General features: G+C 72.2%; 9 protein-coding genes. 2 read left to right on the top strand and 7 right to left on the bottom strand.

What is annotated here, in order from left to right; translation table 11 throughout:
- The first annotated feature begins 17 nt into the window (after positions 1–17).
- Positions 18–1562, top strand: a complete 1545-nt coding sequence (locus tag WME76_RS24505; protein ID WP_437954701.1) for a hypothetical protein — start codon at positions 18–20, stop codon at positions 1560–1562.
- A 59-nt stretch (positions 1563–1621) separates the two neighbouring features.
- Here the strand turns inward: WME76_RS24505 and WME76_RS24500 are convergent, their stop codons facing one another.
- The 4 genes from WME76_RS24500 to WME76_RS24485 all read right to left on the bottom strand — a co-directional run bounded on the left by WME76_RS24500 (position 1622) and on the right by WME76_RS24485 (position 6840).
- Complete coding sequence (locus WME76_RS24500) at positions 1622–2602, bottom strand: SGNH/GDSL hydrolase family protein (protein ID WP_437954700.1); 981 nt, start codon at positions 2600–2602, stop codon at positions 1622–1624.
- A gap of 201 nt (positions 2603–2803) precedes the next feature.
- Positions 2804–3598, bottom strand: a complete 795-nt coding sequence (locus tag WME76_RS24495; protein ID WP_437954699.1) for a DUF4336 domain-containing protein — start codon at positions 3596–3598, stop codon at positions 2804–2806.
- 189 nt (positions 3599–3787) lie between these two features.
- Positions 3788–6538 carry a lanthionine synthetase LanC family protein gene (locus WME76_RS24490; RefSeq protein WP_437954698.1) on the bottom strand — a complete coding sequence of 917 codons (2751 nt, stop codon included), beginning with the start codon at positions 6536–6538 and terminating at the stop codon, positions 3788–3790.
- A gap of 128 nt (positions 6539–6666) precedes the next feature.
- A complete protein-coding gene (locus tag WME76_RS24485) occupies positions 6667–6840 on the bottom strand; it encodes a hypothetical protein (RefSeq protein ID WP_437954697.1) in 174 nt (57 codons plus the stop codon).
- 409 nt (positions 6841–7249) lie between these two features.
- On the opposite strand from WME76_RS24485, the gene WME76_RS24480 reads away from it, so the two are divergent.
- A complete protein-coding gene (locus tag WME76_RS24480) occupies positions 7250–9100 on the top strand; it encodes an ABC transporter ATP-binding protein (protein ID WP_437954696.1) in 1851 nt (616 codons plus the stop codon).
- Here the strand turns inward: WME76_RS24480 and WME76_RS24475 are convergent.
- Genes WME76_RS24475 through WME76_RS24465 form a run of 3 tightly spaced genes read right to left on the bottom strand, consistent with a single transcriptional unit; the run spans position 9049 to position 14009 of the window.
- Positions 9049–10152 (bottom strand): hypothetical protein, encoded by a 1104-nt coding sequence (locus WME76_RS24475; RefSeq protein ID WP_437954695.1) that lies wholly within the window; start codon positions 10150–10152, stop codon positions 9049–9051. The two genes, WME76_RS24480 and WME76_RS24475, sit on opposite strands and share 52 nt — an antisense overlap.
- 38 nt (positions 10153–10190) lie before the next feature.
- On the bottom strand, positions 10191–12989 hold the full coding sequence (locus WME76_RS24470) for a family 20 glycosylhydrolase (RefSeq protein ID WP_437954694.1): 2799 nt from the start codon (positions 12987–12989) through the stop codon (positions 10191–10193).
- Positions 12990–12998: 9 nt separating this feature from the next.
- Positions 12999–14009: an SIS domain-containing protein gene (locus WME76_RS24465; protein ID WP_437962156.1), complete on the bottom strand. Its 1011-nt coding sequence runs from the start codon at positions 14007–14009 to the stop codon at positions 12999–13001.
- Between the last annotated feature and the right edge of the window lie 14 nt (positions 14010–14023).

The following is a 14023-nucleotide window of genomic DNA, read 5'->3' as shown; positions in this document are numbered from 1 at the left end:
GCCGTCAGGAGACACGGATGAGGAGAACCACCGCCGCCGCCCTGTTTCTCATCTCGTCGCCGTGGACGATCGGCTGCGGGACTGCGCCCGAGCTGGACGGTCCTGGCGAAGCCCCTTGCGGAGACGGCTCGTGCCAGAACGAGCCACCACCGGAGTCCGTCTGCCTCGAGCACCTGGCCGCCGATATCCTCGATGACGGCTGCGGCGTGTTCGTCGCCGGGCTCGCCGGCGGCGGCGACGACGAGAACCCCGGCACGAAGGCGAAGCCGGTCTTCTCCGTGCAGCGAGCCATCGATATCGCACGCGAAGGACGAGGGCGCGTGTTCGTCTGCAGCGACGGTTTCGAGGGCAACGTGAGGCTGCCCGCCGGCGTCGATCTTCACGGAGGCTGGAACTGCTGGCGCTGGGGGCGCGACCCCTACAACAAGGTGTCCACGCTCCAGGTGATAACGAACTCCGACCCTGTGGTGATCGTCGAGCCGGCGGGCTCGAGCGACACGGGGGCCGCCGACGGGGTATCGACGATCGCGTACATGCGCATGCGGTCGAACGGCCCGATCTCGGTGCTCGTCCGGTCCAGCACGGTGGTGGAGATCCTCCAGAGCGAGGTCATGACGTCCTACGGGTGGGGAGGCGGCCACGGGGAGGAGTGGCCTTGGCCGGAGCGAGGAGAGGACGGCCCGGATGGTCACTTCGGTGGTGACGGGTGCTCTGCCGCGACCGTCGCCGGGGGGGCGGCGGTGATGAACCTCTGCGGCGACGGCGCTTCAAGCACCGGCGGCAAGGGCGGTGACGGGCTCCCGGACAGCGGCGAGGACGGTGGCGCCGGCGCGCCCGCTCCGATGCCGAACCCCACGAGCTCGGGGCGCGGTGGCCACGGGGACCGCGAGGGCAGCGGATGTCATGGCGGATCCGAGGGAATCTCTGGCGCTTTCGGGACGGTCGGCGCGGCCGGCGAGGGGATCGGGCGCATCACCGAGATGGGATGGGAGGGCGACAGGGCAGCCGATGGCAGCAGGGGCATGCCGGGCCAAGGCGGCGGCGGGGGCGGCGGCCTGCGAGGCGGTCTCGCCGCGTGCGGCGTGGCCACGCTGGGCGGCGCCAGCGGCGGCGCCGGAGGCGCGGGGGGCTGCGGCGGCAGGGGCGGCCGAGGGGGCGGCAACGGGCGCCCGAGCATCGGGATCGTCGCGCTCCACGCCGAGCTGACGGTGCGCGACACGGTGATCATGACGCTCGACGGGGGGCAGGGCGGCGATGGCGGACCGCCGGAGCGAGGCGGCAAACCCGGCCGGGGTGGGCCGGGAGCCGCCCTGAGCGACGGCAGGTGGGCCTGCGCCGGCGGCAAGGGCGGCTACGGCGGCACGGGCGGCTACGGCGGCCCCGGGCGCGGGGGCGACTCGATCGGCATCGCCTATCTCGATGAGGACCAGCTCACGCTCGAGGGCGTCGGCTACGAGCTCGGCCCGCCAGGGAAGGGCGGCATGAGCTGGAACCATGACGGCAGCACCGTGTCGGCGGAGGATGGCGTCGCCGTCGAGACGCTCCGGTTCCCGGAGCCGTGAGGGAGGGGCGTCCGTCGGCTGCCAGATTGGGTGTGAGCGGCTGCGTCCGCCTTTCGATTTCAGCGGAGGTACGGACTCAACGCCTCGAACCAAACATCGGCCATGCGGTTATACCCTGCCTGGTTCGGGTGGAGATTGTCGCCGAGGAGGGTCTGCCTGTAGTTCGTGTCGTTGGTGAACGCTGTGTACATGTCCACCAGCACGATGTGCTGCCCCATGCTGACGCGCGTCGAAACCAGGTCGGGCATGGCCGCGTTGTAGGCCATGATGGCGTTGTTCGTGGCGTCCGTTCTCGTCGGCACGATCTGCGCGAGCACCACGAGGATGTTCGGATCACGCATGAAAATCGAGTCGAGCAGCTTGCCCAGGCGATTCGGTGCGTCCGCAAGGTTGATGTTACCGTTGATGTCGTTCGTTCCGATCATCAACGTAATGATGTTGGGCTGGTAATTCGGAATGCTGGTGCCCACGAGCTGCGCGATGCCGTTGTTGCCCTCGATCGTCCAGCCGCCGTGACCCTCGTGGTTCCTCGGGAACGTCACTCCGTCCACCATGGGCACGCTGTAATCACTGGCGGAACCGACGAAGGTGATGTCGCGGTCCGCTTCGAGCGCGAGGTGGAACAGCGGGGCGCGGTAGCCGCCGGCGACGTTGAAACCCTGCGTGATTGAATCGCCGAAGGGCATGATCTTACAGGGGCCGCTCGCCGGGCAGGGCTGGAATGCCGGGCCGCCGCCCGCGCCAGCGCTGCCCCCTGCACCTCCGTTGCCCCCGGTACCTCCGCCACCGTCGGATACGCCGTCCATGCCACCCGAGCCCGCTCCGCCGGCGCCCCCGCCGGCCGCGCCCCCGCTGGTTGCGCTCGAGCCGGAACTGCCGGGCGAGCCGCCACCCGACGCTGTCCCGCTGCCGCTCGTGGTCCCCGTCGTGGTCCCCGTCGTCGTGCCCGGCGAGTCGGCGCCGTCACTGCACGCTGCGACGAGCAGCACCACACACGTGAGGACGGCGGAAGAAGAGAATTTCAGGCGGTGTACGAGCATCTGCTACGCATAGCACGATCGCGTACTCCACCGCGATTGTGGAGCGCAGCTTATCGAAGCTGCCGCCGTCGTTGAAAAATTTCATCGCTAGCACCAACGATGAGGCAGCGCATGGCCTCGAGCGCCGTCACGCCGGCGAGCCCGACGGCAGCGAACGGGTCCTTGCGGCGAGCCACTGCACCGGAGGAGGCGCGCGTCGAGTTACACCTCCACGCCCTCCAGTCGCCAGGCTTGTGCGAGGCGGTCGAGGCAACCTTCTTTGATGACGTCGGCATGCCCCACGATGAGACGCTGGGCCGGTCGCTCCAGCATCGCGCGGATGGAGCGCGCGGCCGCGGTCTTGTCCGGAATCTTGTTTCTGGCGTCGGGAGGTACGCGCACCCGCTCGTAGCAGCCGGTAATGCGCGCGGCACAACGGAAAGTCCAGTGATCCTCGGCGCCAGCGCAAAGGACGATGTCTGCGCCCAGCAGGGTCTGCGTTGGCCGATGGTAGAGCACCGTCTCGTCCCAGAACGGCACGCCCAGAAGTGGCAAGGCCTCGAATTCGGGAACCTGCTCGCTGAACCGGGCGTCGTGGATATCCACGTGGAGCCTCAAAGCCTTGTTCCTGCTCAGCGCCGACGCCGGTCCCACCACCCGCGCCTCAGGGAAACGGGCCGCCGCCGCGGGCGTCCCGAGATGATGCCAGCAGTTGGGTACCACCAGCCAGCGCACCGGGCCCAGGGCTCGTAGCTGCTCTGCCAGCGCGTCGGTGGGAGGAGCCGGAGTGTGGAGGAGTAAACTGCCGTCGTCGAGGCGTACGACCGTGGTGCGGGCGCGCAGCCGTACCCCGCTGAACCACACGGGGCGGTCCAGGGCCCAGATCCTGTCATCGACAACGGCGGTGAGAGCGCTGTCAGGCATGCGGGCGGCCACCTCCAGGCGGCAAAGGCCTTCAAACGGCCAGCCGGTGCCGACGACGAGAGCTTGTCGGTACCAGGGGGCCAGGAAATCCAAACGGGATCCGAAAGTCAACCTCCTCGCGGTGGCCGTCCCACCGTCCAGCCACGCTGCACGCGTCGGTTGACATGGAGAACCTTACGCGATCCGCACCCCTCCTGGAAAAGTGACGCTGTATCAGCAACTCATCCATGCATCGAGGGGGCCGCGTTCACTCCAAACGCAAAGGCGCCAGCGCTCGCGCGTTCACGCGGGGCCCACCCCGTACAGCCTCGCCAGCAGCGTCGAGCGCCAGCCGTCGCGCGTGCCGGCGGCCCGCAGACCCTCCTGGATGCCCGCGAGCCCGGTCATGTAGCCCACGGGCGTCGCCCCGGGGAGGCTGCCAGCGCGCACCCTCGACGTGGCCTCGATGGCGCGCGCGATCCGCGCGCGCAGCGCCCCGGCCGCGCTGCTCCCGGTCATCTCGGCCGCGACGCTGAAGCAGAGGAGCTCGCCGGTCATCCCGTGGCACAGGCTCAGGTTGTCGCTGCGCAGGTCCGCGGGCCCCAGCGCGCGCGCGATCTCGTCGACGAGCCTCGTCAGGGTCGGGTGCTCCCGGCCGATGACGGCGATCGCGCTCAGGATCCCCGAGATGCCGTGACACCACCCCGTCGGCAGCAGCTCCGCCCCGCTGCGGCTCGCGTGCTCCTCGATGAAGCGCCTGTCCTGGAGGATCTCCGCCGAGAGCGCCTCGGCGATGCGCTGCATTCGCCCCGCGAGCGCCGACGAGCCGAGCGATCTCGCCAGGCGATGGCCAATCAGGAGATCGCCCGCGACCCCGTGGGCCAGCCCCACGAACCTCCGCCGGCGGAGCATCGCGTCGAGGTCGTCGCAGGACAGGTCCTCGACGATCCGGTTCGCGACGCGCGAGGCCGACCGCGGGAGTGGAATCTGCATCTCCTTCAACGTGACAAGGCCGAGCCCCACGCCCAGCGCGCCGTCGATGACGTCGCCCATCTCGAGCCCCTCGGCCGCGCGGCACGAGAGATCGGCGAGCGCCGCGGCGAGCTCCTTGAGCGCCGCACAGTCCTGCGCGGCGCACACCAGCGCGACCCCGGCGGGGCCCGTGAACAAGCCCCTCCCGGTGCCCATCAGGTAAGGGCCCTTCTCGCCCGCGGCGAGGGCGACGAGCGACACCCGAGCCAGCTTGCGCAGCCCGCCCCAGGCGCGATTCCGTCGCTCGACGGCGCCCCGCGTCCAGGCATGCATGACGCCGGAGCTGCCCTCGTACAGATCCGCGCCTGCGCCGTCCGCGAGCCAGGCGCCGTCCTGACACTCCCTCACGGCGTGCGCTCGCGCGACGCCCTCGCTCTCCTCCACGCCGTCGAGGATCCCCGAGATCCACGCCGCGGCCTCGCCCGCGGTGGGCGCGACAGGGCGCTCGTCGACGAGCGCCTCGGCGCTCGCCGGGAACATCGCGGCGACGCCGTCGCGCAGGAGGAGCACGCTCCTCGGGATCGCGGCCTCCCCGAGCCCCATCACGCCTTGATCGACGCGGGCCCGCGGCGGCGTGAGCGTCGCCACGGGGCGGCCGGACGCGTCCTCCAGGGTCGAGCCCTCGAACGGCTGGTAGAACGCCGGGAACAGGCCCAGACCGAGCGCGCGCACCTCGGACCTCAGGATCCCGAGCGGGAAATGGGGCGCGCTCCTCCGCAGCTTCGCATGGAGGTAGGCGCTCGAGACGGCTCCGCCGGACCACGCGTAATCGAGGAGCTGGCCATAGGAGCTCGTCGCGCGGAGGACGACCCGACACTTGCTGCCACGGAGGCCGGTCGCGATCTGATCCCGCAGCCGCGCCCGATCCGCCGAGAGCTGCCGAGCCGCCCGCTCGTAATGCGCCTCCAGCGCCCGCAGCCACGCCGGCGAGATCGGCGCCGGCTCCGGCGCGGGCGGCTCCTCCTCGACCAGCTCGGGGCGATCGCCGTCGGCGCTTCTCCAGACCGTGCGGCGGAGCTCCAGCGCGGACAGCGCCGTGCCGCGGAGCATCCCGGCGAGCACGCGCCGCTGCTGCGCTCCGAACGGCAAGAGGAGGCTCTCGTCGATCGACGGGCTCCGCACCGCGCGACACGCGAAGCGCTCGTCGAGCTGCAGCGAGCCGATCACCTCGTTGTCGATGGGGACGAGCTGCCCCGCCACCCGCAGCACGTTGTCCTTGTGCAGATCGGCGATCCCGACGCGCTGGCTCAGCGCGAGCAGCGCGCCCAGGGCTCGCGGGTCCGGCGGCGCCCACCCCGGGTCTTCCCGGAGGAATCGGACGAAATGCCTGTCCGCGCTCACGTCGACGAACATGTCCTCTGCCCGGACCGGAAAGTCCGGCACGAGCTCGCCCATGCGCTCGAGGACCACGCGGTCGCAGGCCGAGGAGCGGTGCTTCAGGATCCAGCGCTCGTCCTCTCCGAAGCTCAGCTTGACGTGCTGCGCGCGCCAGGAATGACCATCGTCGTCCAGGAGCTCGATCGCGGTCACCTGCGCAGGCGTCTTGCGCAACGCATGCAGGTCGTCCACGCAGGAATGGACGCTCGCCCGCAGGCGCGAGACGCCCCCGATCAAGCTCGCGGCGGCCACCGGGTGGCCGGCGAGCAGCGGCGCGAGGAGCCGCTGGGCGAGCACGCGATCGAGGAAAGAGCGCCGCCTCGCGCGCTCGCATTCGCCGGCGAGCAGGCCGCGGTCGCGCGCGAGATTCAATCGCTGGAGGAGGATCCTGTCGCACGTGAGCCGGAAGAGCCTGAGCAGGGCGGATCGAGCGTTCGACAGCGACGCCGCTGTCTGGAGCTCGCGCGGGATCACGGCCCGCGCGCCGGCGGCGGCGTACACCTCGTAGAGCCCGTCGAACGGGCCGCGCGTGGAGGTGTCGTCGACCCCGGCGGAGCCTTCGAGGCTGCCGAAGAACGCCATCAGGAGATCCGGCAATCCACCGCTCCTCTGGGCGGCGAGAAACTCGGTCGTCGTCGGTGTCATCGAGGGCCTCCGTTCGGTTCAGCCATGGGCCGCGCCACGGGCGGTGAGCGCAGGGCAAAGAGCGCAGGGCAAAGAGCGCCGGGCGGCCGCGAGAGCAGTCCCGCCGGCCGACCCGGTCGCGTCGAGGATCAGCCGGAGAGGCAGCAGGCGAAGTGCGTCAGCGCCGTGCAGACGCGCCCACACGTCCCGGTGAAGTACGAGTAGGCGTGATTGCCCCCCTCCTCCTCCAGCTGAGGCTCGGGCGCGTTCGTCTTCACGCTGGTGATCATCACATCGAGCATCGCATTATCCATGGCGGCCATGTTCAATTCTCCTGTTTCGTGGTCCATCGAAGCGCGCGACTCACCGCGCGCCTCGCTCGGGGCGTTTGCAACCGCTGGACCAGGCGTGGAGAGGGCGCTCCTCATCACGGCGCGTCGATGCGCGGCCCAGGGGAAACCGCTGCAGCGTGGCCCTCGGATCCTCGCCGGGCCGCCAGCGCTCATCGCCGCGGCGGAGCGCTGTCACGGGGCCGTGTCAGGTGAGCTGTAACCGGCGCGTGTCACCTGTCATGCGCCCGCACCAGCGGGTCGGGGCGCGGCCTGCCTCCCTGCGCCCGAGAGGGGGCCCACGCCGCGGGATCCAGGGCGCCGGCGACAGGACACCGGCCGTCCGACGTGCGCTGTCCGCGAGGCGCCGGCGCGCACGGCGATTGCTACGTTCGCGCTCGTCATGCAGAGTCCTGCCAAGGGGCGCCCCGGCCCGACGCACCTCCGACGCCTCCTCCGCCTCGCCCGCCCCGAGCTCGGCGACCTCGCGCTCGGCGCCCTGTTCCTGGGCATCGGGAGCGCGATGGGCCTCCTGCTCCCCCAGGCGATCCGCGTGATCCTCGACGACGCCCTCACGCCGGGCAGCAGCGTCGAGGCGGTCGACCGCGCGGCCCTCTGGCTCGTGGTCCTCGTCGCGATCCAGACCGCGGCCGCCGCCCTGCACCACGTCCTCTTCTCGACGGCAGGCGAGCGGATCGTCGCCCGGCTGCGGGCGCAGCTCTTCGCGCACTTCCTCCGGCAGGAGGTGGCGTTCTTCGACGATCACAGGACAGGCGAGCTCACGAGCCGCCTCGCGTCGGACACGATGGTCCTCCAGGGCGCGGTCAGCGTGAACGTCTCGATGGCGGTCCGGTGCGCCGCGTCCGTGATCGGCGGCGTCGCATTCCTCCTGATCACGTCCCCGCGGCTCACCCTCCTCATGCTCACCGTGGTGCCGCTCGTGGCGCTCGGCTCGGTGTCCTATGGGCGCCACGTCCGCGAGCTCTCCCGCGCCGTCCAGGACTCCCTCGCTCGGGCCAGCGAGGCCGCGGAGGAGGCGCTCTCGGGCATCCGCACCGTCCGCGCCTTCGCCGCCGAGCGGCGCGAGGTGGATCGCTACGCCGGCCGCATCGGCGCGTCGCTCGAGGTCGCCCGGGCGCGCATCCGCGCCTCGGCGGGCTTCATGGGGCTCGTGAACTTCGCCGGCTACGCCGCCGCGGCGCTCGTGCTCTGGTACGGCGGTCACCTCGTCGTCGACGGGCGTTTGACGCTCGGCGGGCTCACCTCGTTTCTCGTCTACACGGTCCTCGTCGCCTTCGCGCTCGGCGGCCTGAGCGACCTCTGGGCCCAGCTCATGAAGGCCGCGGGCGCCGCCGAGCGCATCTTCGACCTCCTCGATCGCGAGCCGGCCATGGCGGACGCGGGCGGCGTCGAGCCGCTCGCCGTCGAGGGGCGCCTGGAGCTCCAGCGCGTGCGGTTCAGCTACCCGAGCCGCAGGGACGCGCCGGTGCTCAAGGACATCGACCTCTCCGCGCGGCCCGGGGAGGTCATCGCCCTCGTCGGGCCGTCCGGCGCGGGCAAATCGACGATCGCCGCGCTGCTCCTGCGGTTCTATGACCCGGACGAGGGCCGTATCCTCCTCGATGGGCGCGACCTCCGCGAGCTCTCGCCGGCGTGGCTCCGCCGGCAGATCGGGCTCGTCGCGCAGGAGCCGCTGCTCTTCGCCGCGAGCATCGCCGACAACATCCGTTATGGCCGAGAGGGCGCCTCGGACGAGCAGGTCGAGGCGGCCGCGCGCGCGGCGAACGCCCACGATTTCATCGCGCGGTTCCCGGCGGGGTACCGGACGCTCGTCGGCGAGCGCGGGGTGCAGCTCTCCGGCGGGCAGAAGCAACGCGTGGCCATCGCCCGCGCCATGCTCAAGGACCCCCGGATCCTCGTGCTCGACGAGGCGACGAGCGCGCTCGACGCCGAGAGCGAGCACCTCGTGCAGGGGGCGCTCGACGCGCTGATGAAGGGGCGCACGACGCTGATCATCGCTCACCGCCTCTCCACGGTGATGGGCGCCGATCGGGTGCTGGTCATCGATGGAGGCACGATCGTGCAGAGCGGCGCGCACGCGGCGCTCCTCGCCGAGGAGGGGCTCTATCGCCGGCTGGTCACGCGGCAGCTCGCCGGCGGCGACGGCTCGGCACCGCGCCCCCGTCCCCCGGCGACGCCCTCTCACCGCGGGGCGCGCACCACGCGGCCGCCGCCGGCCTCGTCGACCGCGTAGACGCAGGCGCCCTGCACCGCCACGGCCGAGGGGCGCGTGAGGCCCTCGGCGAGCACCTCGGGGTAGCCGGGGCATCCGGCGGTCGGACAGCGCATGAGCGTGCCCCCGCCGCGGTTCACCCAGTACGCGTCCGCGCCGTCGATCGCGAGCGCCGCGGGCTCGCGCAGCGGCCGCGCCGGCTCGGTCTGCGGCGCGAGCGCCTCCGCGGCGCACGACGCCGCGAGGTCGCAGCGGGAGACGCCGCCCGCCGCGCCGCCCGGGTCGGCCCAGGTCCAGAGCACCTCGCCGGCGCCGAGCGCGACCCGGTCCGGATAGTCGAGCAGCACCGCGATCTGCGCGGGCATGACGGCCGACGTCGCGCCCTTGTCCAGGCGGAGCAGCTTGCCGAAGGCGGCGCCCGTGCCGCGCTGGACCCAGACGACGTCGCCCGCGTCGCCCGGGGCGACCGCCACCCCGCGCGGGTGGGACTGGCTCGGCGCGAGCAGCTCCGGCGCCGCGCCGCAGCCCCCGGCGACGGGGCAGCGCAGCAGCTCGCCGGCGGTGCCGCTCTCCTCGTCGCGCGTCCAGTACACGTGCCGGCCGTCCGTCGCCAGGCCGCGCACGGCCTCGGCGTCGGCAGGACCGAAGGCGAGGAGCGAGGTCGCGCCCGCCGGGCAACCGGCGGCCGGGCACCACCAGAGCCCGTCGTCGGCGACCCAGACGACGAGCCCCTCGGCGGCCGTGAGCAGGCCCGGCCGCGGGGTGAACGGCACGAGGTCCTCCACCGCGTCGGTCGCGGGATCGAGGCGGCGGACGCGATCGGCCGCGCGGCTGGTCCACACCACGTGGGGCCCCACGGCGGCGATCGCGGCCGGCGCGCCCGCCGCCTCGGGCCCGGCGACGACACACTGGACGCTGCAATCCCCGGGAGCGCAGCCCTCCGGGTCGCCGGGGGCGGGGCTGCCCGTGCCTGTGCCCGAGCCCGTGCTGGAGCCGTCCTCGGCCCCGCCGCTCAGGCCGTCGAGATCGATGTAACAGCCAGGCAAGCCGGGGAGCAGCGCGACGACGGCCACGAAGGCCCCCCGCCGCGCCGCGATCCTCGACCAGCCCCTCACCGCGCCGCGCGGCGTCCACCCGCCTCGCCCGACGCGCCCGGATCGAGCACCGAGGTGCGGCTGCCGCGGCCGCGCGTGTCGAACGTCCTGAGCTTCACGACGCCGCTCACCGCCACCGGGCCGCTGTAGACCGGCGAGGCGGCGTCGGGCTCGGCGCCGTCGGTCGTGTAGCGGATCTCGAGCCCGGGGAACGCGACGTTGGCCATGAGCTGGCCGCCCTCGAGGCGCGCGCCCGGCAGCGGAAGCCGGTAGTCCACGCCGCCGCTCAGGCGGTCGAGCCGCGGGAGCTCGCGCTGCCCGAGGCTGTTGGCGAAGCGATTCCACGCCGCGGCGAGCAGGGCCGCGCGGGCCTCGGCGTCGTCCTCCGCCGCCCATGCCGGGTCGGGCGCCCAGGCCCGCTCCGCGAGGCTGACCAGCTTCGGGAAGATCAGGTACTCCATCGCTTTCTGCCCCTTGGCGTTCTCGCCCCAGAGCTGCCCCTGGATGCCGAGGATGTTCGCCCGGCCGGCGTCGGTCAACCGGACGTGATCCCGGAACACCTCGGCCTGATCGATCGGGTTGCCCATGCGATCGGCGTGGGCGCTCCGGTAGACGTCGAGCGGCACGAACTCGTAGGGCTGCCGCGTGTCCACGAACCCGGCCCAGTAATAGCCGGGCTCCGCAGGGTCCTTGTCGTAGGCGAGATCGAAATACAGGTTGGTGGCGTTGGAGAGGACCACCGGATACCCCGCGTTGGCGAGCTTGTAGCCGTTGTCCTCGTCGCCCCAGCCCCAGACGTTGTTCCACGCGTACGGCCTGAAATTGCTGCTCAGGAACTCGGGATTCGCCTCCTTGTCGACGCCGTCGCCCTCCTGCACCTTCACCAGGCCGATCTCCTCCCAGCCCCCGGTGACCAGGCCGTGGGACGACACGATCGCGCCGACCTTGCGAAGGAAATGGCTCGCCAGGTCCTCCGCCGAGTCGACGCCCGACACCTGACCGAGGAGCGCCTCGCACGCGGGGGATTGCTCCCAGACGCCTTCCGGCACCTCGTCGCCGCCCGTGTGAAAGGTGGTGAGCGTCGCGCCGGCCTCGGCGTACATCGCGACGATATCCCCCACGACCTTCTCGACGAACCTGTAGGTGGACTCCCGGCAGGGGTTCATCACGTTGTCGTGCCACATCTGCACGGACATGTATCGAGAGGCGTCGTCGAGATCGCTGAGCAGGTACTCCTCGGCTCCCTCCTTGTCGCCCTCGGCCGCGAGCCTCGCGTGGCGCGCCTCCATCGCCTTGACCGCGGCGCGGGCGTGGCCCGGCATGTCGATCGCGGGGATCACCTCGATGTGGCGCGCCCTGGCATGGCGAAGGATCTCGACGAACTCGGCGCGGGTGTAATGGCCGTTGCCGCTCGATCTCGGCGACTCCGGATCAGGGCCGGAGCCGAACGAGGGCACGAGCTGGTCGCGGTCGTCCAGCGTGTGGCCGCGCCGGGCGCCGACCTCGGTGAGCTCGGGGAGGCCGCTCACCTCGATGCGGAACCCCTCGTCGTCGGTGAGGTGGAAATGGAACCGGTTCAGCTTGTAGAAGGCCATGAGGTCGAGCAGCTTCAGCACGGCCTCCTTGCGCTGGAAGTTGCGCGCGACGTCGAGGTGCATGCCGCGGTACGCGAAGCGCGGGGCGTCCTCCACCGCCACCGCGTCGATCGCGATCTCCGGCTGGGCGGCCCGGTACGCCTCCACGGGCGCGAGGGCGCGCAGGCTCTGGATCCCGTAGAAGACCCCGGCCGCGTCGCTGCCCACGATCGCAATGCCCTCCTCGGTCACCGTGAGACGGTAGGCCTCGTCGCCCGCCTGCCGCGGCCGGCCGCCGACGTCGATCGCGCCCGTCGTCAGCGAGATCGCCGCCGTCCCGGCGGGCGGCGCGCCCTCGCGGACCTCCGGCGCGTCGCCGAGCAGGGTCCCGAGCGTCTCCGCCAGGAACGCCGCCTCCGCCTGGAGCCCGGCAGCGTGGTAGATGGGCACCGCGGACGACAATACAAGCGCTCCGGCGCCTGCCTCGAGGTGCACGGGCGAGGGGACGATCCTGTCCACCTCGGCCGCCGGGAGCAGGCGGACGGCCTGGTTCTCGTCATAACGAGACTCCGCCGTCGGGACGGGCGTGATGTCGCCGGGGAACCTGTCGGTCTGCTTCTCCTCCACGAAGGGCGCGACGGTCTCGGAGCCGACCGGCTCCGGCGTGGAGGCCACGCCCGCCTCGTCCGTGAACACGAAGTAGAAGCCCGCGGGCGCGTCCGTCTCCTTGATGGCCCAGAACGACGCGTCGAAGGGGATGACCGCGCTCTCGCCCGGCTGCACCGGCTGGAATGCCTGGGTCGGCTCCATCTTGAAGAAGTCGCCGTTGATGTGGGTGACCTTCACCCCCGCTGGCAGGCTCTCGGGCACGATGGTGCGGACGAAGTTGAAATAGAGCGTCCAGCCGCTGCTCCCGAGCGCGACCGAACCATGGTTGGTGATCGTCAGCGCCGAGCCGAAGCTCACGGCGGGGTTCTTGGTGTTGTCCAGCACCTCCCAGCGCACGGCGACGTCGGCGCCGGACGGGCGCTGCTGCGCCGAGTCGCCGCCAGCCCCTGTATCGCCGCCAGCGCCGGTGTCGCCGCCGGCGCCGCCGTCGCCACCGACGCCGCCACCGCCGTCACCGCCCGTGCTGGTGCTCATCGTGGTGCTCCCCGTGGACGAGGGTGTCTCGTCGTCGGCGCACCCTGCCATGAACAGGGCCGCGGCGAGCAGCCCAAAGTGGAAAACAGGCCTTCGCATGGCGCACTCCTACAGTGTTTTCGTGACCTTCTTCAGCCGTCTCGGCGCGTCGGGGTCCAGCCCTCTGGCCTCGGCCAGGGCAGCGGCCGCGAGATAGAACGCCTGGACCTGACAGAGCGGGTCGAGCAGCTCGTGCGGCGACTCGGGCACCGCGAGATCCACCCCCGGCAGGCCGGCAGGGCCCACCAGGATCACCTTCGCGCCCTGCTCCCGGAAGTCCTCCGCCACCCGGACGAGGCCGGCCTGGGCCGGGCCGCGCGGGGCGAAGATCAGGAGGGGGAACCGCTCGTCGATGAGGGCCATCGGCCCGTGCTGCACCTCGGCGACCGTGAACGCCTCGGCGTGGACACCGCACGTCTCCTTGAACTTGAGCGCCGCCTCCAGCGCGATGGAGAAGCCCGGGCCGCGCCCGAGCACGAGCAGGTGCTCCTCGCCGGCCAGCGCGCCCACGAGCGGGCCGACGTCGCCTTCGCTCGCGGCGGAGAGGGCGTCCGGCAGCGCGCGCAGCGCGTCGAGCAGGGCGGCGTCCTCCTTCCAGCACGCAACGAACCGGGCCATGGCGCTCAGGCTGGCGATGAAGCTCTTCGTGGCGGCGACGCTGCGCTCGGGGCCGGCGCGCAGGGGGAGCGTCGACGCGGCCACCTGGGTGAGGGGCGAGCCGAGCTGGTTCACGAGGGCCGCCGTCACCGCGCCCGCGGCGCCGCAGGCCTCCAGCGTGTTCACCACGTCCGGGCTCTGCCCCGACTGCGACACCGCCACCGCCAGGGCGCCCGGGAGCCGCAGCGGCGCGCGGTAGAGCGTCACCACCGAGGGCGGCAGGCTCGCGACAGGGCAGCCGAGCTGCGTCATCGCGAGGTAGGCGAGGTAGCCCGCGGCGTGATCCGAGCTGCCGCGCGCGATCGTGACCACCGACGGCGGTGGCGCCGCGCGCAGGCGGGCGCCGAGCGCGCGGTAGGCTGGCTCGTCCTGGGCGAGCTGCTGCGCCACGACCTCCGGGGCGGAGCGGGCCTCCTCGGCCATGATGGAGCTCGTCC

The sequence above is a fragment of the Sorangium sp. So ce119 genome (assembly GCF_051524405.1).
Lineage (GTDB): Bacteria > Myxococcota_A > Polyangia > Polyangiales > Polyangiaceae > Sorangium > Sorangium cellulosum_G.
The sequence above is the reverse complement of the archived record's forward strand: the minus strand, read 5'-3'. Positions and strand labels throughout refer to the sequence as shown.